The sequence below is a fragment of the Chryseobacterium potabilaquae genome, from assembly GCF_902728265.1.
Taxonomy (GTDB): domain Bacteria; phylum Bacteroidota; class Bacteroidia; order Flavobacteriales; family Weeksellaceae; genus Chryseobacterium; species Chryseobacterium potabilaquae.
Map to the genome: position 1 here is coordinate 16,660 of NZ_CACVBR010000003.1, position 25,282 is coordinate 41,941.

Here is a 25,282-nt window from a genome sequence, read left to right on the forward strand (position 1 = left end):
TTAAAATTTGTTCGTAGATTATTTTGTTACGAGGATTTTTTTATTCAATACTACTTTCCCCGCTTCATCCGTAATATTTACTAAATATGCTCCTGTAACAAGGTTTTTCAAGTAAACTTGTTGATTTACATTCCCTTCTTTTACCGTTAAATTCTGCATCATTACATTTTTACCTGAAATATCAAAAACAGTAAGTTTAAGATTTCCTTTAAGAATTTTATCATTACCCTCTACACTTATAACTTGTCCTTCAACTTTCGTAGGATAAATGTCCAGCTTAGCAAAAGCATTAGTGGATGTTGCTCTATCATTGGCAAAATACTTACTTGCTAAGTCATAGATATGTAAATTTTGTTCTCCCGGTAACATTTTGGCTTGCAGGTGTTCTATATCAACTTCATACAATGGAGCTCCCTTAGCACTTGCAATTACTACCTTCCCTTTAGAATTAACTGCAGCTCCATTCACCGAATAGTTTTCAGGAATTCCAGAAATTTTCCCAACAAATTTAGCTTTTAGCTCTTTCGTCATCACTTTAAACACATTTCCAGATGCAGAAAAAACATAGAAATTATTATCTGTATCAGCAATCATATCTCCTCCAAAACCAGTTTGCATACTTGTAAAAGAATTCTTTCCGTTAGAAGCATCATCTTTAATAATTCCTAAGTCCTGAACGACATACTGAGTCCCTTTTTTGCTGATTTGTAAAAACTGATTCCCGGCATTACTCGTCGCATAAATATTTCCATCATAACCTGTTGACATTCTCGTAATATGAGAATTTACATCACAAGAGGTAGCTCTAGCCACATTATTTTCTACCAAAGTAACTTCTTTAGTTGTAGGATTCAAAACATAAATATTGGAAGAAAACATAGGCATATATACCAGGTTATTATTGGAAGAATCATAAGCCAATGTTGCCATCATGGTTGCCTGAGAATGATCATAAGAGTTTTTATTCTCTGTTAGCACCCCGTTTCTAGCTTGCGAAAAAACTTTTACAGAAGAATCTGCGGTAAAAATTTTTTCTCCGGAAGTAACTGTTGCTATATCCATAGCTCGAAAGTCATTGAAAACAATATTTGGGGTATCCTTGCCCACAAGAGCAAAAAAGTCTTGTTGTGCATACATATTTGCACTTAGCAAAATAGCAAATAAAGGCAATAAATGTTTTTTCATGGTTATAGAATTTTAGTAGTAATTATTTTATTATGACTAAGTTACATAATTTTCAAAATTAAAAGAATAAAATTCTCAACTATTTGAATAACATTTATATTTTATTACACAGCAAAGAGAAAAACAAGAAATAAATGGACGTGATTGTCAAATTTATTGTAATAAAAAACTCTCACTGATTTTACAAAAAAATAAAACCAGTGAGAGAATATATTAGGATGTATTACTTTTTTAATTTAAAACGTAAGTTGTTCCTTCTCTTCCATCCTTTAATTCAATACCTTCCGCAAGGAGTTTATCTCTTATTTGGTCTGAAAGTGCAAAGTTTTTTGATTTTCTTGCCTGGTTTCTTAATTCAATCAATACTTTTAGCGTCTGATCTAATTTTTCATTGTTATTCTCCTCTATCATTTGCAATCCGAGAACATCAAAAATAAGAGCATTTAATGTTGATTTTAAATCTTCCAGGTCGATTGCTGATATCGTATCTTTTTGATCATTTAAAGCAAATATATATTTCACCGCTTCAAACAAATGAGCAATAAGAATAGGAGAATTGAAATCATCTGCTAGGGCATCATAACATTTATTTTTCCATTCTTCAAGATTGAATGCAGACTTTTTTTCATTATCCGGAATGATTGAATTCAATACTTTCACGGCTTCCATGAGACGGATAAATCCTTTTTCACTAGCTACCATCGCATCATTAGAAATATCAAGAACACTTCTATAATGAGCTTGTAAAAAACAAAAACGTACAATAGATGGATGAAAAGGTTTTTCAAAAAAGTTATTTTCTCCCGAAACTAATTGCATCGGCAAAATATAATTTCCGGTTGATTTACTCATTCTCTGAGAATTCATAGTGAGCATATTGGCGTGCATCCAATAGTTTACCGGAGATACCTCATTGCATGCTTTCCCTTGTGCGATCTCACATTCATGGTGAGGGAACTTTAGGTCCATTCCACCTCCATGAATATCAAAAGTTTCTCCTAAATACTTCGTGCTCATTGCCGTACACTCTAAATGCCATCCTGGAAACCCTTCACCCCAAGGCGAATTCCATCTCATAATATGAGCCGGGGATGCTTTTTTCCAAAGTGCAAAATCTTGTGGATTCTTTTTTTCACCTTGTCCGTCCAAATCACGTGTATTAGCAAAAAGCTCCTCTATATTTCGTTTTGAAAGTTCACCATAATTCAAACCTCTTTTGTTGTATTCTAATACATCAAAATATACAGATCCATTACTTTCATAAGCAAACCCTTTATCAATTAACTTTTGAGTCAGCTCAATTTGTTCAACGATATGTCCGGTTGCTGTCGGCTCAATATTTGGAGGCAACAAATTGAACATATCCAAAACTTTATGAAAATCAACAGTATATTTTTGGACAATTTCCATCGGCTCCAATTTCTCCAAACGCGTTTGCTTTACAAATCTATCGTTATTTACATCTCCATCGTCTGTAAGATGCCCAGCATCGGTGATATTTCTTACATATCTCACCTTATATCCCAAATGAGTTAAGCTTCTATAAATAAAATCGAAGGAGAGAAAGGTCCTAACGTTTCCTAAATGTACATTGCTGTAAACGGTTGGCCCACAAACATACATTCCTACATTTCCTTCTAAAATGGGTTTAAAAATTTCTTTTTCGCCTGTAAGCGAGTTATATATCTTTAGTTGCATTGATTTAAAATTAAAAGATTTAATGATTAAAATATTCAAAAATTAGCTAAAACATATTCTATCACAACAAATAATTGTCGTGATGAAAATCTTATCTGAAACTTTTTTAAATTTTATCATTATTATTTAGAATTATATTTAATCCAATTTTGCATGACTCCCTACATAATGTAGAAACTCTTGTCTTGTAATAGGATTGGTTTTGAAAATCCCACTCAGCTCTGCAGTAATGGTTGAACTTGCTGTATCTTTAATTCCTCTACAATTTACACAAAGATGTTTTGCATCAATTATGCATGCTACATTTTTTGTACCCAATGCTTCTTTCAAAGCATTGACGATCTGCATCGTTAATCTCTCTTGAACTTGGGGCCGTTTAGCATAATAATCTACGATCCTATTAATTTTTGAGAGTCCAATTACTTCACCATTCGAAATATAAGCAACATGTGCCCTTCCAATAATTGGTAAAAAATGATGCTCACAGAAAGAATATACTGTAATATCTTTTTCAACTAACATTTGACTATACCTATATTTATTTGAAAAAGTAGAAACTCCAGGTTTATTTTCAGGAAGAAGACCTCCAAAAATTTCATTTACATACATTTTTGCCACACGCTTGGGAGAATCTTTCAAAGAATCATCTGTCATATCCAGCCCCAACGTCTCCATAATTTCCCCAAAAAGCTGAGTTATCTTCTCTATCTTCTCTTCTGGTGATTTATCAAAAGCATCTTCCCTTATAGGCGTATGTTCTTTTCCCGTGAAAATGTCATCATCGTTATCCGTTAAATCAACCATTTCAATTTATTTTTGACAAAAATACGGATAATATCTTTTGTTATATTTCAATTTAAATTAAAAAATATTCCCTTTTCTATTCATATTCCTAAAAACAATGACCGTTATTGAAAATAGAGAGAAACGAGTATCAAAAGGAAGCTTATTGTAGAATGGAGATGAACTTTTCATAAAAAACGAAAAAAATTATGTTAAATTCTCAATATAAATATAAAACCATGAACTGTTAGTTAAATAACAAAATAAAATCGTAAAAAACACGGCACAAATAAGAATTTTATTCATTAATCTTGTATATTTGAAATAATATAACCTTATAAAATTACAAAACATGAGAAATAGTGCTTTAATACTTCTTTTGGGAATAGGATTTTTCTCTCCAGCTCAAGTAGCAAGTTCCCCTTTTTCAATGAATAGTTTGCCAACCCCTGCATCAAATTTATTTTTAAATACAATATCTACTGTAAAAAACAATGGTCTGTTAACCTATGATGAAATCAAGGGTTCCCCTTATTACACAAAAGAGTTTTCTTTAGCTAAAATGGCAGAAAATTTTGAATCCGCACCGGCAAGATATAACCGCTATACAGATCAGGTTGAATTTCAAAAAGGCGATAAAAATTATGCACTACCTAAAGAAGCAACATTTTCTCATATCCTATTCTTGAACACGAAGGAGAAATTGGTTTTATTAGAAACTAAAGATGATAATGCGGGTTATTTCTTTGAGGTTGTAGGTGGTACATATTCTCTTTATAAAAAAGTAAAAACCAAATTTGTGGATATTAAAAAGGCCGCCAATTCATTTGCGGAAGATAAACCTGCTTATTTTTTAAATGTAGATCCTTTTTATTACATACAAACAGACAAAGGTTTTATAAAAGAACCTAAAAATCAAAAAGAAATCATTGATCAAATACCTGAAAAAAGAGCTGCTTTAGAAACATTCTTTAAGTCCAATAAGATAAAATTTAATAAAGAAGAAGACTTAATAAAGTTAGTTAACTTTTTAAATCAAAAATAAAAAAGAATAGATGAAAAATAATCCTCAATACCTTTTAGTTTTCATCTGCTTATAAGAGGACACCCATAAATTACTCATTCATATAACATTAAGAGACTGGCTAACAACCAGTCTCTTTATAATTATTTTAATTTAAAATAGTTCTCTTGCTACGTTTTTTATGTTATCGCTTTTACCCATGGAATAAAAATGTAAAACAGGGACTCCAAAATCTAATAGTTCTCGGCACTGGGCAATAGCCCATTCAACCCCAATTTGCTTTACTATATCATTATTTTTTGCTTTTTCTACTTCAGCAATCAGTTCTTCAGGCAAATCAATTTTAAATACTTGTGGCAGAATTTTTAAATGTTTTTTTGTTGCAATCGGTTTAATTCCCGGAATAATGGGAACAGTAATCCCCATTTCTCTAGCCTTTTGAACAAACTCAATAAATTTTTTATTATCAAAAAACATCTGTGTCACAATATAATCTGCTCCGGCATCTACTTTTTGTTTTAGCCATTTAAGATCATAATTCATGGAAGGTGCTTCCATATGTTTTTCGGGATAACCTGCAACCCCAATACAAAACTTATTATGTTCATCACAAATTTGATCTTGATTATGAAGGTACTTCCCTCTACCTAAATCATTAATTTGATGAACCAAATCCATCGCACTGGCATGCCCTCCTTGAGTAGGCTCAAAGTACTGATGCCCTTTCATTGCATCTCCTCTCAAAGCCATTACATTATCGATACCAAGATACATACAGTCTACCAAAAGATACTCTGTTTCATCTTTAGTAAACCCTCCACAAAGCAAATGGGGAACTGTATCTACATTATATTTATGCTGAATCGCTGCACAAATACCCAATGTTCCAGGACGCATTCTTGTAATTCGTCGCTCCATTAACCCATTTCCTTTATCAATATAAACATATTCTTCTCTGGAGGTCGTCACATCAATGAATGGAGGCTTGAACTCCATCAGAGGATCTATGTTTGCATACAAATCCTCAATACCAATCCCCTTTTGTGGAGGAACGACTTCTAGAGAGAATAATGTTTTTCCATTTGCTTTTTTTATATGATCCGTAATCTTCATATTATATCTAAATTGAATATTAAAAATTGATAGCATAAAAGCTTACAACAGTAACCTTTTCTTACTCTGTTAAATTTGGAGACAACCATCTTCTTGCTTCCTGAACAGTACAACCTCTCCTTTCTGCATACTCTTTGAGTTGGTCTTCTGTGATTTTTCCTAATCCAAAATATTTTGCATGGGGACTTCCCAAATAATACCCGGAAACTGACGCAGTAGGAAACATCGCTAAACTTTCTGTAAGATACACTCCAATATTTTCTTCTACTTTTAATAAATTCCAAATTGTTTTCTTTTCCAAATGGTCCGGACAAGCCGGATAGCCTGGTGCCGGACGAATTCCCTTATATTTTTCAGCAATTAGTTCTTCATTACTTAAGGATTCCTGAACGGTATACCCCCAATATTCCGTTCTGACTTTTTTATGTAAAAATTCGGCATAAGCTTCTGCAAAACGATCGGCCAGTGCTTTTACCATAATAGCATTGTAATCATCATTGGCTTTTTCATATTTTTCAGCAAGTTCATCTGTTCCAAAACCAGTGGTCACACAAAAAGCTCCCATATAATCTGATTTTCCTGAATATTGAGGAGCTATAAAGTCGCTTAATGCCAAATATTCTTTTCCTTTTGATCTTTGAGCTTGCTGTCTTAATGTTAAGAATCTGGCTTGCTCTTTATCCGTTTCATCAAAAATTAAAATATCGTCCGTCTCATTAGAATTTGCTTTAAAGATTCCGAAAACAGCTTTAGCTGTTAATAATTTTTCATCCAAAATTTTCTTTAAAATAACCTGAGCGTCTTTGAATAATTCTTGAGCCTGAGCTCCAACAATCTCATCTTCTAAAATATCTGGATATTTTCCATGTAAATCCCAGCTTCTGAAAAAAGGAGACCAGTCGATGAAAGGCACCAATTCATTCAAATCCTGATTTTGAAAAACTTGTACTCCTAATTGATTAGGGATAAAAATATCTTCGTTTTCCCAATCAATTTTACATTTATTTTCTCTCGCTTCTTCAATAGAAACATATTCTTTATCAACTTGCCTGTTCAGGAATTTTTCTCTGAAATCCGAATAATCACTTTTTAAATTATCTCTATATTCTTTATTTCTATCTCCTAATAATGAGCTCACAACATTTACCGCTCTTGAAGCATCATTCACATGGACAACCGCATTTTTATACTTTAAATCTATTTTCACGGCAGTATGCGCTTTTGAGGTTGTTGCCCCACCGATCAATAAAGGAAAATTTAATTTCTGTCTTTCCAACTCTGAAGCAATATAGACCATCTCATCCAAACTCGGCGTAATCAATCCGCTTAATCCAATAACATCTACCTTTTCTTCAATAGCCGTCTGGATAATTTTTTCTGCAGGAACCATTACTCCAAGATCAACAATTTCATAATTATTACACCCTAACACAACACTCACGATATTTTTACCAATATCATGAACATCGCCTTTTACGGTTGCCATCAAAATTTTTCCATTGGCAGGCTTCGCTCCATCTTTTTCAGCTTCGATGAAAGGCTGTAAATAAGCAACTGCTTTTTTCATAACCCTCGCCGATTTTACCACTTGAGGTAAAAACATTTTTCCACTTCCAAATAAATCTCCTACGACCCCCATTCCTGCCATTAAATTATTTTCAATAACATGTAATGGTTTTTCCGCATGCCGCCTTGCTTCCTCTACATCTTCTTCAATAAAACGATCAATTCCTTTTACCAAAGCATGTGTAATCCGCTCCTGTAAAGGTTGAGATCTCCACTCTAAATCTTCGTTTTTTTCTTTTTTGATAGATTTATGCTTTTCAGAATATTCAAGAAGCCTTTCTGTAGCGTCTTCTCTTTTATCAAGGATTACATCTTCAACTAATTCAAGAAGCTCTTTATTAATTTCATCATAAACTTCCAACATAGCCGGATTTACAATTCCCATATTCATTCCTGCCTGAATGGCATGATATAGAAAAACCGAATGCATTGCTTCTCTCACCGTATCATTTCCTCGAAAGGAGAATGAAACATTACTGACTCCTCCACTCACAGATACATAGGGAAGATTTTTCCTTACCCATTTTGTGGCTTCGATAAAGTCCACCGCATTCTTTCTATGTTCCTCCATTCCCGTGGCCACAGGGAAAATATTTAAATCAAAAATAATATCTTCCGCAGGAAAGCCGAGTTGGTTAACGAGTATATCATATGATCTTTTTGAAATTTCAATTCTACGCTCAAAATTGTCAGCTTGCCCAACCTCATCAAAAGCCATCACTATAACAGCCGCGCCATATCTTTTAATAGCTTTTGCCTGTTTAATAAACTCTTCTTCACCTCCTTTCAAACTGATAGAGTTGACCACACATTTTCCTTGAGCCACTTGAAGCCCGGCCTCCAAAATCTCCCATTTTGATGAGTCAATCATAATGGGAATTCTCGCAATATCAGGTTCAGAAGCAATTAAGTTTAAAAACTTGGTCATAGAAGCTTTTCCATCAATCAATCCGTCATCGAAATTAACATCCAGAATCTGTGCTCCTCCTTCCACTTGATGCCGTGCAATATCTAATGCTTCAGCAAATTTTTCTTCTTTTATTAGCCTTAAAAACTTCTTTGAACCAGCCACATTAGTTCTTTCACCCACATTGATAAAATTACTTTCTGGTGTAACAATCAAAGGTTCAAGACCCGATAATTTTAAATATTTCATTCTTTGTGTATCTTCTAAATATAAATTACCCTATACTACCCTCCTTCCAATCTTGAGAATTTATATCAATTCTCTTAATTTCCTTGGTGGGTATTGTGCGACCAAATCAGCGATTGCTTTAATATGGTCCGGAGTTGTACCACAGCACCCTCCTATTATATTGATTAATCCTTTTTCTACGTACTCTTTAATTTGTCCCGCCATATCTTCAGGGGTTTCGTCATATTTTCCAAAAGCATTGGGAAGACCGGCATTTGGATAAGCCGAAATATAAAAATCTGAATGATGAGCCAACGTTTCTAAATAGGGAGTTAGTTGATTAGCTCCCAACGCACAATTAAAGCCGACACTTAATAAATTCAAATGAGAAACTGAAATTAAAAATGCCTCTGCAGTTTGTCCACTCAATGTTCTCCCAGAAGCGTCCGTAATAGTTCCTGAAACCATAATAGGAATTTTAATTCCCTTCTCCTCCTGAATTTCATCAATAGCAAACAAAGCAGCTTTTGCATTCAGGGTATCGAAAATAGTTTCTACTAATAAAATATCAGAACCTCCCTCTAGTAAGGCTTCACATTGTTGTTTATAAGCCACCCGAAGTTCCTCAAAAGTAATGGCTCTATAGCCTGGATCATTTACATCAGGGCTTAAGCTTGCCGTCCTATTTGTCGGACCAATAGAGCCCGCCACAAATCTGGGTTTATCAGGATTCACTACTGTATATTCATCACAAACTTTTCTAGCAATTTTTGCAGATTCATAATTCAGTTCATAAACTAAATCTTCCATATGATAATCCGCCATTGCAATTGTTGTTCCCGAAAACGTATTGGTTTCAATAATATCTGCTCCTGCTTCCAAATATTTTTTGTGGACCTCTTCAATTGCTTGGGGCTGTGTCAAGGATAATAAATCATTATTACCTTTCACAGGATATTCCCAATCTTTAAAGCGATCTCCGCGATAGTCTTCTTCTTCAAACTTATATCGCTGAAGCATTGTTCCCATTGCACCATCAAGAATTAAGATCCTATCAGATAATGCTTTATATAATTGTTCTGAATTTGTCATTTTATTTCTCATTTCTACATTGAATTAATCCAATGCCTGTTTTAAATCTTCAATAATATCTTCCACATTTTCTAATCCTACAGAACAACGTACTAATCCTGCAGTAATTCCTACTTCTTCTCTTTCCTCATCTGATAATTTTGAATGTGTTGTTGATGCAGGATGTGTAACAATCGTTCTTGTGTCACCTAAATTGGCTGAAAGTGAGCACATTTTTATTGTATTTAAGAAGTTTTTTCCCCCTTCAATTCCCCCTTTGATCTCAAATGCGACAATGTTCCCACCTAATTTCATTTGTCTTTTGGCCACCTCATAACTTGGATGGGATTTTAAAAATGGATATTTCACTAATTCTACATTCGGATGATTCTCTAAAAATTCGGCTACTTTCATTGCATTCTCACAATGTTTTTCTACCCGAATAGCTAACGTTTCCAAACTTTTCGACAACACCCAGGCATTAAAAGGAGACATTGCAGGTCCGGTATTTCTCGCAAAAAGATAAATTTCCCGAATTAGATCTTCTCTACCCACTGCTACTCCACCTAAAACACGACCTTGACCGTCAATTAGTTTTGTTGCTGAATGAACTACAATATCTGCTCCATATTTTATGGGTTGCTGTAAATAGGGCGTTGCAAAGCAATTATCAACTATGAAAATAAGATTATGTTTTTTTGCAATTTGTCCGAAAAATTCTAAATCTAAAACCTCAATTGCTGGATTAGTTGGTGTTTCCAGATATAAAATTTTTGTATTTGGACGAATATAACTTTCCACATTGTTAGCATTTTCAGCTTTAAAATAAGAGGTCTCAATATTCCATTTAGGAAAATATTTAGTGAACAATGTATGCGTGGATCCAAAAACGGATTGGCAACTTACAATATGATCTCCGGCATTTAATAATGCTGCAAATGTTGAATAGATTGCTGCCATTCCTGTGGCAAAAGCATAACCAGACTCAGCACCTTCCATTCGGACAATTTTATCCGTGAATTCCGTGACATTAGGATTTGAAAAACGACTATAAAGATTTTTAGCTTTTTCTTCTGCGAAACTAGCCCTCATATCCTCTGCATCCTGAAAAATAAAACTAGAGGTAAGATACAAAGGGGTTGAATGCTCATCAAACTGTGATCTTTCAGTTTGTGTTCTTATAGCAAAGGTTTCAAAGTTTTCCATAAAAATTTAATTTACCAATTTAAAAGTGTAAAAAATGTAACAATCAGATTCTTCATTCCACTTCGTTTCATTCAAAATGACAAAAGTTGAAATAATTGGTAAACTGCTACATTATTATATTGCTACATTATATTATTAGATTAATTTATTTCGTTTCACTGACTCTTAAAATATCACCAAAAACACCTCTTGCCGTAACCTGTGCTCCTGCTCCTGCTCCCATGATTACAATTGGGTTTTCACCATAGCTTTCTGTATAAATTTCAAATATTGAATCTGATCCTTTTAATTGACCTAAGGCTGAGCTTGCAGGAACCGAAATCAACTTTACATCAAGCAATCCTTTTTCCTGTTGTAAATCTCCATACAAGTCTCCTACGTATCTTAACACATGATCAGGCTGTTGGTCTTTTTTAATTTTTAAATATTCTTCGTCAAGCTCTTCTAATCGAGAAAGAAATTCTTGCTTAGGAACAGAAAGTAAACTTTCAGGAACCAGGTTCTGAATATTGATATCTTCAAACTCATTGATTAAATCTAATTCTCTCGCCAAAATCAATAACTTTCGCGCTACATCATTTCCTGATAAGTCTTCTCTTGGATCCGGTTCTGTATACCCTTTTTCTAATGCTTCATTGATAACGGTAGAAAAACGATCATCTCTCAAAGAAAAATTATTGAAAACATAGCTTAATGTTCCTGAGAAAACTCCTTTGATTCTCGTAATATTTTCACCCGAAAGATGTAATAGTTTTATGGTATCTATTAGAGGTAAACCTGCTCCCACATTGGTTTCATATAAATAACGCCTATTATTTTTACTTAATGTATATCTTAACTTACGATATTCTTCTATGGGAAGAGTATTGAATATTTTGTTAGAAGAAACTAAATCGAATCCATTTTCTGCTAACAAGTGATAGTTTTTCACAAAATCTTTACTAGCTGTATTATCAACTACAATAAGATTCTCCAATTGATTTTCTTTTGAAAAATTAATCAATTCTTGGACATCTGAGGTCTTTTCAGCATTTAAAACCTCATCATTCCAATCATTGTTAAATCCTTTTTTATTAAAAGCAATTTTTCTTGAGTTAGCAACAGCTACTACTTTCAGATGAATATTTTTGCGTCTTTTAATTTCGTCGGAAGATTCTAAAATTTGATTGACCAAAGTTTTTCCTACATTTCCATGACCAATAATGGCTAAATGAACTGTTTTTGGTTTTTTGAAAATTTCGGATTCAATAATATTTTTTGCTTTTTCATCTTGTGAAGAGGCAACTACAATATTCACTCTGTTTTCACTTGCAATTTGATTTAAAAGTAAAGGGAAAACATTATTTCTAGCTAATTCTGCTAACACTTTATTGAAATCTTCAGTTACAAAGCCTAATACAGAAACATTATTGATACTATAAATCTGCGAAACAATTCCGGACTGTCTCTCTTTTTCAAATTCATGAATCAAGCAGTTAACCGCTTTTTCTGAATCATTTTCGTGAACCAAAATGGAAATTCCATTCTCAATGGCTTGTTGGGAAATTACTCCAACACTAATACGTGCTAAAGTTAGGGCTTTAAAAATTCGTCCATCAATTCCTATTTCTCCTAAAAAATCCTCACCTTCAAATTTGATGATTGATCTGTTTTTCAAAAACTTTATTTCGTTACCGCTCTTCATCTTCTATAAAATATTTTTTATGATAGTATTTAATTGTTCATATTCCATTAAAAAAGCATCATGCCCATGAATCGATTTTATTTCATGATAGAAAACATCTCTGTTCTCTCTTTTTAGCATTTCATAGCACATTCGAATCTCACATGCTGGAAAAAACAAGTCTGAATCAACTGAAATCAAATGTATTTGGGCTTCAATCTTTTTTATCATTTTTTCATCCGTATTAATATTCATCAGCAAATGATTCATGAGTTTATAAGCTTCCAAATGATATCTTTTATGTAAAGCGTTCCCATGATATCTCAACCAATCTTCGGACTCTAAACATTGCTGCTCTTCGTTATATTTATTTTGAAATCTTACATTTAAGGATTCGGGTGTTCTATAACATAGCATAGCATGAATTCTGGCTTTTTGGAGAGGTTCATCATTTTGATTCAATAAGAACTTCTGAACCAGACACTGTGCATGAAGCCAATCATGAGTTTTAAAATCGCAAGCAATAGGGATGAAAAGCTTTGTCAGTGTAGGATTTTTGGCTACCATTTCCCAAGCAATTCCTCCTCCTAAAGATCCTCCAATTAAAGCATGTAGGCTGTTAATATTTAAAACGCTTAGACCTTTCAAAAAGATATTTGCGATATCTTCACATGTAAAATCTTCGTATTCATCAATAAGAAAATCATCATAACCATTACCTATAATGTTAAAGCATAAAACAGTATAAGTATTTATATCTATAATTTTATTTTCACCAACCAGTTGCTTCCACCAACCTTTTTCTCCCGCAACATTTGAATTTCCAGTCAATGCATGATTAATTAATATGATAGGAGCTGAAAACAAATCTTGTCCGAAAAGCTGATAGCTCAACGAAATAGCGACTTCCCTCTTGGAATGGGTTTTGTACAAAAAATTAATATAATTTAGCTCTGTTTTCAATTCTATGATTTTAATACAATTGAAAATGCCACAAGAAATGGCTGAAAAAGAGCTTCAGTAAGTTATCTGTCCAAATTATTTTTGGTAGAACGTAGCACCTTCTTTGCTTTCACAAAGGGTTGCTAAGGTTTCACAGGGTCTATTCCCTCAACCTTTCTGGATAACATTTTCAATATTTTAATGAACGATGGTACAAAGATAGGTATTTTCTCTTAATATTAAAATAATAATAAAAAATAACAATGGAATATGGAAGTGTTTTGGTGTTATATTACCCAATATTCCGACAAAAGATCTTGGAATTATTTCTCAAAAAAATTAACTTCGTATAGAAAACTAATGAGATATGATTGCTGAAAGAAAAAGATTACAAGATAATAACTGGAAAGATTGGGGCCCTTATGTCAGTAATAGACAATGGGGAAACGTACGGGAAGATTATAGCCCCAATGGGGATGCCTGGAATTTCGCCAGCCATAATAATGCGGAAAGTTATGCCTATCGATGGGGTGAGGAAGGAATTGCAGGAATCTCTGACAAAAAACAACTTTTTTGCTTTGCATTTTCTTTTTGGAACAAAAAAGACAAAATAATAAAAGAACGTTTCTTCGGATTAAGTAATCCTCAAGGGAATCATGGGGAAGATATCAAAGAGTTATTTTACTATCTGGATAATACCCCTACTCATAGCTATATGAAGATGGTATATAAATATCCTATCAATGAATTTCCTTATGATGAGATTATCATAGAAAACGGGAAGCGTAATAAAAAACAACCTGAGTATGAAATTTTTGATACTGATATTTTTAATAATGATGAATATTTTGATATTTTTATTGAATATGCTAAAGTAGATCATAATGACATTCTCATCCGCACTACCATTTACAACAGAAGTAAGAAAAGTGCCCCGATTGTAGTCGCTCCTATAATTTGGTTCCGAAATGATTGGAAATGGGGATATAATCCCTATAAACCTCATACCAACGCTTCTCAAAAAGGTTGTATCAACATTCATCATGAACATATTTCTATTAAGAAATTTTATTCAAGAAACCCAAACGTAGAGAGTCTTTTTTGTGAAAATGAAACCAATAATCCAAGACTGTATGGTACTCCTTACCCAGAAGGGGCCTACTTTAAAGACGGCATCAACCAACATATTATCCATGGAAGCCCTACCATTAATCCTAAAAAAACAGGGACAAAAGCATCCTTTCTAATTAATGATATCATTGAAGCCAGTGAATTTAAAACGTTTGATTTTAGATTATCTCCAGATGAATTAGAAGATCCTTTTTCTCAATTTGACGAAATTTTCAATACAAGAATTCAAGAGGCCAATGAATTTTATAATGAAATTCAACAGGATATGCTCGATGATGATAAAAAGAATGTCCAAAGACAAGCTTTTGCAGGCTTACTCTGGAATAAACAATTCTACCATTACAATGTGGGGAAATGGCTGAAAGGCGATCCTAATTTTGATGCTCCAAGAGATTTTAACCATTACGTAAGAAATACAGAATGGAATCACCTTCATAATAAGGATATTATTTCCATGCCCGATAAATGGGAGTATCCTTGGTATGCTACATGGGATTTAGCATTTCATTGTCTTCCTTTCGCAATGATAGATGCAGAATTTGCAAAAGACCAACTCCTTTTATTAACAAAAGAATGGTATATGCATCCCAATGGACAGCTTCCTGCATATGAATGGAATTTGAGTGATGTAAATCCACCCGTTCATGCTTGGGCATCTTTTAGAGTTTTTGAGATTGATGAAAAGCTAAATGGAAAGCCCGATCTTTTGTTCCTTGAAAAGGTTTTTCAAAAGTTGCTCTTGAACTTTACTTGGTGGGTTAATCGAAAGGACAAAAACGGCAAAAATATTTTTGGCGGTGGTTTTCTTGGGCTTGATAATATAGGAGCCTTTGATAGAAATATGGTCCTAAAAGATGGTGAACATCTTGAACAGGCAGATGGAACAAGCTGGATGGCAATGTATGCTTTGAATATGATGCGCATTGCGATGGTTCTGGCTCAATACTATCAAGTCTATGAGGATATGGCTATTAAATTTTTTGAACATTACCTCTATATTGCCGAAGCTATGGAGAACTTGGGAGAAGGAACAAAAGGGCTATGGAATGAGGAAGATGGTTTTTTTTATGATGTCCTTCAACTCGGAAATGGAGATAGTGTTTCTTTAAAATTAAGGAGCATCGTAGGACTAATTCCAATGTTTGCTGTAGAAGTTATTGATCATCATCTATTGGAAAACATGCCTAACTTCAGAGCCAGAATGGAGTGGATTTTAAAGAACAAACCTGATCTCACAAAACTGGTTTCTCACTGGGATGAAGAAGGTCAAGGTAGAAAACACTTAATGAGCATTCTCCGCAAAAATAGACTCACTAAAGTATTGGCCAGAATGCTTGACGACCAAGAATTTTTAAGCATATACGGAATTCGGGCCATGTCAAAAATATATGAAGAAACTCCTTTTGTTTTTTCTGTACATGGCAATGAAAACATAGTATATTATACTCCTGCAGAAAGTGATAGTCGAATGTTTGGAGGAAACAGCAATTGGAGAGGTCCTATATGGTTCCCTATTAATTTTTTAATTGTAGAAAGTCTCCAACGTTTTCATTATTATTATGGTAACAGTCTCAAGGTAGAATTCCCTACAGGAAGTGAAGAGAAAAAAAATCTGGAAGAAGTTGCTCAAGATATTAGTAATAGGCTCTGTTCTATTTTCTTAAAAGATGAAAATGGGGAAAGACCTTTTAATGGAGGTAATGAAAAGTTTAATTATGATGAATATTTTAAAGATTATGTCACTTTTTATGAATATTTTCATGGAGATAATGGTCGTGGGCTTGGGGCTTCCCATCAAACAGGATGGACAGCTACTGTCGCTAAGCTTATTAAACCAAGATTATTCATATAAGCTAAAATAAATTCCTTACAAGGATAATAACACTATCTTGATGTATTATATTTATCTATCAATGATTCAATTTCGAGCCTTTTGAAAATAGCAATATATGTTTCTCTCAACAGACTTTTTTTCAAATAAAACATAATTATATTTTTCACCACAAAATGAATTATGATTAATAAAAACTCTATCTTTGCGCGATAAAATTAAAAAAATATTATGCAAAGACCGCTATTTCTTATTACATGTTTAATTTTTTCAAAACTATGTCTTACTTCAGTAAATGCTCAAGAATATCAGCCTCTTCTTATTCAAAGTGGATTAAATGCTGATGTCATAGCAAATGGCATAGGTTCTTCCTCCGATACTACAAACAATGATATTGACGGTGTAAGTTATGCATTTGTTTCACAGGATTTTCAACTTACTTCAACAAGTACTCCTATTACCTATGGACTTCCTGTAGATGGTATTATTAACTCCTCAGTCACATCAACCAATGGACTAAGTTACCAAATGGCTCCTTATAGTAGCAACAACGCCTTACGACTTCAAAACCCTGATGATTCAGGCACAATTACTTTTATAACTCCAACCCCAGCTATGCATCTTTATATGTTAGCCACAGGAGGAAGTGGTGAATGTACAGTGAATGTTACCGTCAATTTTGCAGATTCAACGAGTCAGACATTTTATGATATCAGTATTGCGGATTGGTATAATGGCTCTAATTACGCCATTCAAGGAATAGGAAGAATTAATGTCACCAATAATAATTTAGAGTCTGGAAACGAATATAATCCTCGTATCTATCAAGTGCATTTCCCCATTGATATTTCTAATCAACCCAAAAATATACAAAGTGTTACTATCACAAAAACAAGTACGGATGGTGTTTCTAATATTTTTGCCTTTTCTGTCGATGTTTATAACTCTTGTGCCGTTCCTAATGATATAACCTATGATTCAACCCCCACAAGTGTTACCTTACACTGGGCTCCTACAGCTATCGATCCATCTTCAGGCTATGAATATTATTATAGTACATCTTCTACACCTCCTTCTGCCAATACCGTACCTACAGGTTTCGTTACGGCCGGAAATACATCCGTATTAATCGATAACTTAATAACAGGACAAATTTATTATTTTTGGATTAGATCCAATTGTGGTACTAACAACGGGTTCTGGAAAATGAAGCAGTTTATACCAGGACAAATTTCTTCTATTTATACATCAGGAGACATCAACACGATGTTTAATAACTTTCCTGATCCTCACTCATCTACCAATTGTCCGGGAACGATTACAATAAACGTCCCTTCCGGATATAAAATAAAATCTACAGATGTTACCTACAGCATGACTGCTCAAGGGGAAGGCTGGATATCTGATCAGGAATCTTTACTGATATGCACAACTAATAATAATAGAGAATTATCCCTTGCATCTGCATTAGGATCAGGAGGAACCAATACCTATGAAAGAACTGGATTAAACATTGCAAATGGATTAACAGGAAGTGTTACTTTTGAATTGAGAGCTTGGAGAACTTTTGGAGGTTCCGACTGTGATTCGTCATATAATAAAGTTAACAACAATTCGTGGAAAGTAACCTTGACTTTAGAACCCATTACCCTAAGCGTATCTGAAATAAAGCTTGCAAAAGAAAAGTTAGTTTACCCTAATCCTTTTAGTAATACCCTTAACATTAAAGAAATAAAAGACATCCAACATATTTCTATACTTGATCTTTCAGGTATTGTTATAAAAAGAATCAAAAATCCATCTTCAGTACTGAATTTAGAGGATCTTAAATCTGGAGTGTACATGTTGGAATTCACCATGAAGGATAATTCTTTAAAATCTGCAAAGGTAATTAAGAAATAACAAATTTGACATGAACCTTCTGCATTACGATCAAACGATGAGTTGAGAAACCATTCACATAAGAAATGCAGACAATTCAATAAAATAGGCTGTCTCAAAAGGTCAACCCATGCTCTGAAATCCCTTAAATGACAAAAGTTGTCAGACAGGAGGGCGAGAAGGAAAGACTTTCGAGACAGCCTCTCTTTATATATAATATTATTCTACATTACATACATAATTATTATGATTTTAATTAAAAAAAACTACACAGCCATTAAAGTAAAAAATATTGACTTAATATATCTTTACACTCATTAGAAGAACCTTTTTAATTACTCTATAATTTCAACTGTGGATGAGAAAAGCAAATTTTATTTAACATATACAGAAACTATATACTCATTAACTTTTCAGTTTCCTACATCTTAGTTTCTTATAAAATTATAAATATTTTAATTTTTAAATAAATACACCATTATGAAAAAAAAATTTACATTTATCATGGTATTAGCAATATTTTCATTGTTCAATCCCATACATGGTCAAACCTATCAAACCTTATCTATCCAAAGTGGTTTTACTGCTGATGTAATTGCCAACGGATTTTCCAATGCCAACAATTCTTCCACAGCATTAGATGAAAACCCTGGAGGAGATAATCATGCACTTTACTCAGCTGACTTTCTTCCACCACCTACCACTACATTACCAATAGCAGGGCTCCCTATAAATAGAATAATCAATGTCAATTCTATTCCTGGGTTAAGCTTTCAACTAGCTTCTTATAGCAGTAACAATTCTATGAGATTATCAGGGACAAATAGCTCAGGGACATTTACATTATCAACACCCACGATAGCATCCGCTATTTATATATTAGCAACTTCTGGAAATCAACAAACTAACGCAGCTGTTACAATTCATTTTACTGATAATAGTACACAGGTCTTTTCACCTATCAATGTTCCCGATTGGGTCTTCGGAGGAGCATCAGGGATTGCAGCCTTGGGAAGAGTTAATAGAGTAAATAATCAATTGACTCCCGGCATTGCTAAACTGTATCCTCATAAATATGATATTGACGCAAATAATCAATCAAAACTTATTCAAAGTGTTACTGTTGTTAACAGTTCTGGAGGAGGTATTCTTAATGTATTTGCATTAACTGCAGAAAAGCCAACCAATCTTTCAGTCGATGAAATAATTTCAAAACAAGAAAATACGATTTATCCTAATCCTTTCACTGAAACGCTCAATATTAAAGATCCCAAAAATATCCAACATCTTTCTATAATTGATCCCGCAGGTATTGTTGTAAAAAGAATTAAAAATCCATCTTCAGTATTGTATTTAGAGGATCTGAAACCCGGAGTTTATGTGATAACCTTTACAATGAAGGACAATTCTATAAAAACAAAAAAAGTAATCAAGAAATAAGCTTTTCTTGTTTTTGTTTGTAATATTTTAAATAAGTCTATATAAATAATAATTTGATTTTAATAAAGATAAATCTACAGAGCGAGTAAAGTAAAAAATATTGACATAATGTACCTTTACAAATCAAGTAAAAAAGAAACTTACTAATATTAAACAGTAAGAACGGAAATGTAGAAAGTTAAACTTTAGTAAAAATATTCTAGAAAGGAAAAAGTAAGTGAATAACTTATTTTTTCTTCAACAAATTAAAATTAAAATCGGAATTTTGATGGAATCAATATTTATATTATCCTGAAAAAAAGACTTTTAGATACAATGAAATTTTTCAGTTAGACAACCACTAACACATTTTACTGCTTTTAACTTTCTACATTTTATTTCTTAGAAAATTAAACTATTTTATTTTTTAATAAATATACATTATGAAAAAAATTTTATACCCTATCATCACCTTGGTAGTATTCTCATTTTTTAATCATATATCAGCTCAAACCTACCAAATTCTCCCTATCCAAAGCGGTTTTACGGCTGATGTAATTGCCAATGGAGTTTTCTCTACAGCCAGTAATTCTTCCTCCGGATTAGATGCCAATGTAAATGGTTTGGATTATGCACTTTATGCGTTAGACTTTATGCCTGATGCCAACAGCCCTTTACCTACAAATGCACTCCCTTTAGATAGGATTATTAATGTTGCTTCCATTCCCGGACTAAGCTTTCAACTGGCTTCCTATAGCAGTAATAATTCTATGAGATTACCCATTACTAATAGTTCAGGGACGCTTACATTATCAACACCCACTACAGCATCTGCTATTTATATACTATCAACTTCCGGAAGTGGTCCATCCAATGCAACTGTTACCATTCATTTCACTGATAGTAGCACCCAAGTCTTTTCTCCCATCAATGTTCCTGATTGGCTTTCCGGAACACAATCAAACATTGACATTCCAGGTTGGGGAAGGGTTAATAGACAAAATAATAATCTTATTCCTGGTATTGCTACACTGTACCCTCATAAATATGATATCGATGCAAACAACCAGTCAAAATCTATTCAAAGTGTCACTGTTGTTAACAGTTCAGGAGGAGGTATTCTTAACGTACTCGCCTTAACAGCCGAAAAATCATCAAACCTTTCAACTAGTGAGGTATCTTCAAAACCAGAAAATACAATCTATCCTAATCCTTTTACAGATATCCTCAATATTAAAGATCCCAAAAATATCCAACATCTTTCTATAATTGATCCTGCAGGTATTGTTATAAAAAGAATTAAAAATCCATCTTCAGTATTGTATTTAGAGGATCTGAAACCCGGGGTTTACATGATAACATTTACAATGAAGGACAATTCTATAAAAACAAAAAAAATAATCAAGAAATAGATTACAATAAAAAAACTGATTTTAAAAATCAGTTTTTTTATTTCTACAATGAATACAGATCAAACCTTTTCTCCATTTACATAGACTTCATATATAATTTCCACATTCGGTTCTAAAGTTTTAGAAACTGAACAATATTTTTCAAAAGATAGCTGAGAGGCTTTCTGAGCTTTATTAGGGTCTATATTCCCTTCTAAAAAAAACTTCACTATGATTGATTTAAAAGGTTTTGCATCATCTATAGGAATTCTTTCCCCTTCCACTTCGGCTTTAAAGCCTGTTATTACCTGTCTTTGCTTTTTTAAGATAGAAACCACATCTATCCCACTGCATCCTGCTACAGCCATTAACATACTTTCCATAGGAGAAACACCTTTCGCCCCAGGTTGAGAAGTATTATCTAAAAGTATTGAATTGCCCTGTGAGTTGGTGCATTCAAATAAGAAATCATCGTTTATTCTGTTTAATGTAATTTTCATTGTCTGAATTGATATTTGATAGTACTTCTAAGATGTAAATGTTTAGAATAATATTATCTGTTAAACCTTTTAACTACTAATTAGTATACACAAAATTACAAAATTCCTCTTGCTTTTATTTCCAGATATTTATTGATTACTTCAATATTTAAATTTTCAGGGAGAGTATAGACTGTATAAATACCATATTTACGTAATTCCTGAATGATAAGTTTCTTTTCAAACTCAAACTTTTCAGCAATTATTTCATCATAAATTTCCTGCATGTTTTCAGGATTCTTGTGTATTAGAGTTTGGAGCTCAGCATTTTTAAAAAACACCAACACTAATAAATGGTTTTTTGCGATTCCTCTCAGATATTTTAATTGTCTATTTAGCCCATCAAGAGTTTCAAAATTAGTAAAAAGAAGTACTAAACTTCTTTGATTAAATGAGTATTTAACATCTTGATATAACCTGTTAAAATCACTCTCAAAAAAATCAGTTTTAATATTATAAAGAGCCTCCGAAATTTTTCTAAGTTGACCCGATTTATTTTCAGCAGCAATTTTACTTTCTGTTTTTTTAGAAAATGTCATCATTCCTGCTCTGTCTCCCTTTTTCAAAATGATATGAGACAATGCCATTGTTGCATTAATTGAATAGTCTAAAAGACTTAAACCTCCAAAAGGCATTTTCATAGTTCTACCGGTATCGATCAACATAAAAATACGTTGGGATTTTTCATCCTGAAACTGATTGACCATCAAACGATTTGTTTTTGATGTTGCCTTCCAATTAATTGTTCTTATATCATCTCCCGGTACATAATCCTTGATCTGCTCAAACTCCATTGTATGTCCAAGCCTTCGTATTTTCTTTATTCCTCCTAATAAAAACTCACTTTGCAATGCCATCAGTTCATATTTTCGGAGATGAATAAACGAAGGATATGAAGGAATTTTTGCCTCTTTTTGAAAATTAAACCTTTTTGAAACCAATCCTATCCCCGATGAAGCATAGATATTTAAACTACCAAAATAATATTCACCTCTTTCTTTTGGAATTAAGCTATATTGAAAAAAACTATTTTTCCCTTCTCTAATTTTCTTTTCTATCAAGAAGTCTCTCTTTTGAAACTGAAACGGAATTTCATCAATTACCTTCACATGAATTCTAAAGCTATAATTATTCTTAATATCTATTTTTACAAAATTTTCATCTCCATTGGATAATTTTTCAGGCAAAATTCGTTGTGCTAAAATCTCTCCTCTCTTATTAAAAAGTAAAAGATAATCAACCATTCCCATCAAAAAACAGATCACTAAAACACTATGGGCAACGATCATTAAAAAAGGAAAGAAAAATGAAAGTACATACAGTATTCCCACTATAATGAGTGCAAAGAAAAAACGGTTATTTATATATAAGTTTCTCATTTCTTAAAGCAATTCGTTCAGGATACCAAAGACATTTTCTCCTATCTTGGAATTTCAATACCTTCCAAAATCTGACGAATAATTTCATCTGCAGTTAATCCTTCCATTTCTCTTTCAGGGGATACAATCACTCTATGTCGTAAAACAGCATAACTCGCCTCTTTAATATCTTCAGGAGTAACAAAATCCCTTCCCCTCAATGCTGCAAAAGCTTTCGAAGCCGTTAATAATGCCAAACTAGCTCTGGGCGAAGCTCCTAAATAGAGGAATTGGTTTTCTCTTGTATTGATTATAATCTTAGCAATATATTCGATCAACTGAGCCTCTACAATGATATCTTTTACCAAATATTGATACTTTTTTAATTGTTCAGCACTAATTACAGGATTTACTGCTTCAATTTTATCTTTGCGCTTATTCTCATGTTCATTCTTAATAATTAGAATTTCCTCTTCAAGGTTTGGATAATTTACATTAATCTTAAATAAAAATCGGTCTAATTGCGCTTCCGGTAGCCTATATGTACCTTCATGCTCAATAGGATTTTGAGTGGCAACTACCAAAAAAGGCTCTTCCATCTGATAGCGAATTCCATCCATTGTTATTTGTCTTTCCTCCATAACTTCAAAGAGGGCAGCTTGAGTTTTTGCAGGTGACCTATTAATCTCATCTATTAAAATAAAGTTTGAAAAAATCGGTCCTTTTTTAAATTCAAATTCAGAATTTTTAACACTAAACACTGATGTTCCCAAAATATCAGAAGGCATAAGATCCGGAGTAAATTGAATTCTACTAAATCCTACATCTATGGTCTTGGCTAACAATTTTGCTGTAATTGTTTTTGCAACACCAGGAACACCCTCTATTAACACATGACCATTTGATAAGAGTGCAGCCAGCAGATGTTCAATCATGTTTTCTTGCCCTACAATGACTTTTGAAATTTCTGACTTTACTTTCTCTAAACTCGTACGAAGCTCAGTCATATCAATCCTTGACTGAAACTCTCCCTCTTTTTTATTTAAATATATAGGGTTTTGGCTGTCTAAATTCTGATTTTCCATATTACTCTTTTAACGTACCAATAAATATCAATCCTCCTTTTTTGACTACAAATAAAATATCACATTGGTATATTATTATATCTTTTTTGATTGTTACATTATTTAATTATTTCATCTAGTAGGCTATTCAACCTTGCCAGATCTTCTTTCATAACACTTGCATATGGGTCTTGTGCTTTCTTGATTAATACAACCGCTTCATTAATCATCTCAATCGTTTTTCCTGTTTTTAAATGAAGCTTTTTAGCAAAATCTTCATTCAGGTTTTGGGTATCAATAAGCAGATCCAGTCTTACTTTATTTAAAAAATACTGTGCTTTTTTATTCATCATATCATGAAAGTCACCTTCTTGAAGATAAAGATTTCCAATGCTTTTGACAAAATCTACAGAAGTATTTTTTAAGGGATCAAGAATAGGAACAACCCTCTGTTTACGCTTTGCATTAAAAAATATAAATAGTATTAGCCCTCCAAGAAATATCCACCAAGCATATTTCAAAGCAGGTTTAGAGAGTATAAACCTCATAAAAAATGTTGATTCTTGTGTATTATTTTCTACAAACCAAAGCGTTTCTCTATTTTGAAGATAAGAAAAAATATCTTGAGTATATTTTGTATTTCCTCGTTTCAATAAATAATAATTCGTAAGAAATAGAGGCTCACTATGTACATAAATAATCCCCTTTCCAAATTGTATTTTAATAAAATTAACCTGATCCGTGTTATTCTTCTCCACCGTTTTTCCAAGGACTTGTACATTCGGTTTTATAAATGTAAATCCACGCCCTGATGGAAATTTATCCAACTTAATAAAATCATTCTGAAACTTTCGATCTGTCAACTTTAATACATTTTCTTCTTCAAAAGATAACTGTGAATCATAATAACCAATACTATCTGAGATTTCTTTGGGAATCTGGCTCATGATGAGCATCATATCCGAACCTTTTGTAACTTCCTTTAGTATTTTTTTCCACGATTCTTTATCAATATCACTCTCAATTACCAAAATATTATGCCCCCCCTTTTGATGCTGATTATAATAATCATAAGGAGTATTTTCTATTTTTTTTATATGGTGATCCAAAAGAGATTGAACTTCATTATTAAAAACGAACAATCCAAAGGGTGATTTTTCATTGACATCAAAATTCTTACGCCAATCTGTACTTTCTTTTTTATTAACTTCAAGTAATGCCAAAATAATCATGACAACCATGAAAATTACCGCATATATTTTGAAAGTTTTATTCATAATAA

Annotated in this window: 18 protein-coding genes and 1 riboswitch; of the genes, 5 read left to right on the forward strand and 13 right to left on the reverse strand. The window is 32.9% G+C overall.

From position 1 onward, the window contains the following. Positions 1-18: 18 nt before the first annotated feature. From CHRY9293_RS02620 to folE, 3 genes are all read right to left on the reverse strand, one after another. Positions 19-1,185 carry a T9SS type A sorting domain-containing protein gene (locus tag CHRY9293_RS02620; RefSeq protein WP_162031485.1) on the reverse strand — a complete coding sequence of 389 codons (1,167 nt, stop codon included), beginning with the start codon at positions 1,183-1,185 and terminating at the stop codon, positions 19-21. 231 nt (positions 1,186-1,416) lie between these two features. Further along, positions 1,417-2,883, reverse strand: a complete 1,467-nt coding sequence (gene cysS, locus CHRY9293_RS02625; RefSeq protein WP_162031486.1) for a cysteine--tRNA ligase — start codon at positions 2,881-2,883, stop codon at positions 1,417-1,419. 138 nt (positions 2,884-3,021) lie between these two features. Then, positions 3,022-3,687 carry a GTP cyclohydrolase I FolE gene (folE, locus tag CHRY9293_RS02630; protein ID WP_122545235.1) on the reverse strand — a complete coding sequence of 222 codons (666 nt, stop codon included), beginning with the start codon at positions 3,685-3,687 and terminating at the stop codon, positions 3,022-3,024. A gap of 331 nt (positions 3,688-4,018) precedes the next feature. Here folE and CHRY9293_RS02635 point away from each other — a divergent pair, with 331 nt between their 5' ends. After that, on the forward strand, positions 4,019-4,711 hold the full coding sequence (locus CHRY9293_RS02635) for a hypothetical protein (protein WP_162031487.1): 693 nt from the start codon (positions 4,019-4,021) through the stop codon (positions 4,709-4,711). Between the two features lie 132 nt (positions 4,712-4,843). On the opposite strand, the gene metF is transcribed toward CHRY9293_RS02635, so the two are convergent. The 6 genes from metF to CHRY9293_RS18660 form a co-directional block, all read right to left on the reverse strand. Further along, entirely contained in the window at positions 4,844-5,803 is a 960-nt protein-coding gene (metF, locus tag CHRY9293_RS02640) for a methylenetetrahydrofolate reductase [NAD(P)H] (protein ID WP_162031488.1), read from the reverse strand. Between the two features lie 61 nt (positions 5,804-5,864). Beyond that, positions 5,865-8,525, reverse strand: coding sequence for a methionine synthase (gene metH / locus CHRY9293_RS02645; RefSeq protein WP_162031489.1), 2,661 nt, complete (start codon positions 8,523-8,525; stop codon positions 5,865-5,867). A gap of 60 nt (positions 8,526-8,585) precedes the next feature. Continuing rightward, positions 8,586-9,596 (reverse strand): homocysteine S-methyltransferase family protein, encoded by a 1,011-nt coding sequence (locus CHRY9293_RS02650; protein WP_162031490.1) that lies wholly within the window; start codon positions 9,594-9,596, stop codon positions 8,586-8,588. Positions 9,597-9,620: 24 nt separating this feature from the next. Then, positions 9,621-10,781: an O-succinylhomoserine sulfhydrylase gene (locus tag CHRY9293_RS02655; protein ID WP_162031491.1), complete on the reverse strand. Its 1,161-nt coding sequence runs from the start codon at positions 10,779-10,781 to the stop codon at positions 9,621-9,623. Positions 10,782-10,926: 145 nt separating this feature from the next. Further along, positions 10,927-12,465 carry an ACT domain-containing protein gene (locus CHRY9293_RS18655; protein WP_228455449.1) on the reverse strand — a complete coding sequence of 513 codons (1,539 nt, stop codon included), beginning with the start codon at positions 12,463-12,465 and terminating at the stop codon, positions 10,927-10,929. A 3-nt stretch (positions 12,466-12,468) separates the two neighbouring features. After that, entirely contained in the window at positions 12,469-13,407 is a 939-nt protein-coding gene (locus tag CHRY9293_RS18660) for an alpha/beta fold hydrolase (RefSeq protein WP_228455450.1), read from the reverse strand. A 59-nt stretch (positions 13,408-13,466) separates the two neighbouring features. Further along, positions 13,467-13,574: riboswitch (SAM riboswitch) on the reverse strand. 179 nt (positions 13,575-13,753) lie between these two features. Between CHRY9293_RS18660 and CHRY9293_RS02665 the strand changes: the two genes are divergently transcribed. From CHRY9293_RS02665 to CHRY9293_RS02680, 4 genes are all read left to right on the forward strand, one after another. Then, complete coding sequence (locus CHRY9293_RS02665) at positions 13,754-16,369, forward strand: MGH1-like glycoside hydrolase domain-containing protein (protein WP_162031492.1); 2,616 nt, start codon at positions 13,754-13,756, stop codon at positions 16,367-16,369. A gap of 210 nt (positions 16,370-16,579) precedes the next feature. After that, positions 16,580-18,250 carry a T9SS type A sorting domain-containing protein gene (locus CHRY9293_RS02670; RefSeq protein WP_162031493.1) on the forward strand — a complete coding sequence of 557 codons (1,671 nt, stop codon included), beginning with the start codon at positions 16,580-16,582 and terminating at the stop codon, positions 18,248-18,250. A gap of 459 nt (positions 18,251-18,709) precedes the next feature. Then, on the forward strand, positions 18,710-19,669 hold the full coding sequence (locus tag CHRY9293_RS02675; protein WP_162031494.1) for a T9SS type A sorting domain-containing protein: 960 nt from the start codon (positions 18,710-18,712) through the stop codon (positions 19,667-19,669). A 422-nt stretch (positions 19,670-20,091) separates the two neighbouring features. After that, entirely contained in the window at positions 20,092-21,060 is a 969-nt protein-coding gene (locus CHRY9293_RS02680; RefSeq protein ID WP_162031495.1) for a T9SS type A sorting domain-containing protein, read from the forward strand. Between the two features lie 59 nt (positions 21,061-21,119). Here CHRY9293_RS02680 and CHRY9293_RS02685 read toward each other — a convergent pair whose 3' ends face one another. The 4 genes from CHRY9293_RS02685 to CHRY9293_RS02700 all read right to left on the reverse strand — a co-directional run bounded on the left by CHRY9293_RS02685 (position 21,120) and on the right by CHRY9293_RS02700 (position 25,277). Beyond that, positions 21,120-21,539 carry an OsmC family protein gene (locus CHRY9293_RS02685; protein WP_162031496.1) on the reverse strand — a complete coding sequence of 140 codons (420 nt, stop codon included), beginning with the start codon at positions 21,537-21,539 and terminating at the stop codon, positions 21,120-21,122. A 95-nt stretch (positions 21,540-21,634) separates the two neighbouring features. Next, positions 21,635-22,957 (reverse strand): DUF58 domain-containing protein, encoded by a 1,323-nt coding sequence (locus CHRY9293_RS02690; RefSeq protein ID WP_162031497.1) that lies wholly within the window; start codon positions 22,955-22,957, stop codon positions 21,635-21,637. Positions 22,958-22,998: 41 nt separating this feature from the next. After that, a complete protein-coding gene (locus tag CHRY9293_RS02695) occupies positions 22,999-24,021 on the reverse strand; it encodes an AAA family ATPase (protein ID WP_162031498.1) in 1,023 nt (340 codons plus the stop codon). Between the two features lie 98 nt (positions 24,022-24,119). After that, positions 24,120-25,277 (reverse strand): DUF4350 domain-containing protein, encoded by a 1,158-nt coding sequence (locus CHRY9293_RS02700; RefSeq protein ID WP_162031499.1) that lies wholly within the window; start codon positions 25,275-25,277, stop codon positions 24,120-24,122. Between the last annotated feature and the right edge of the window lie 5 nt (positions 25,278-25,282).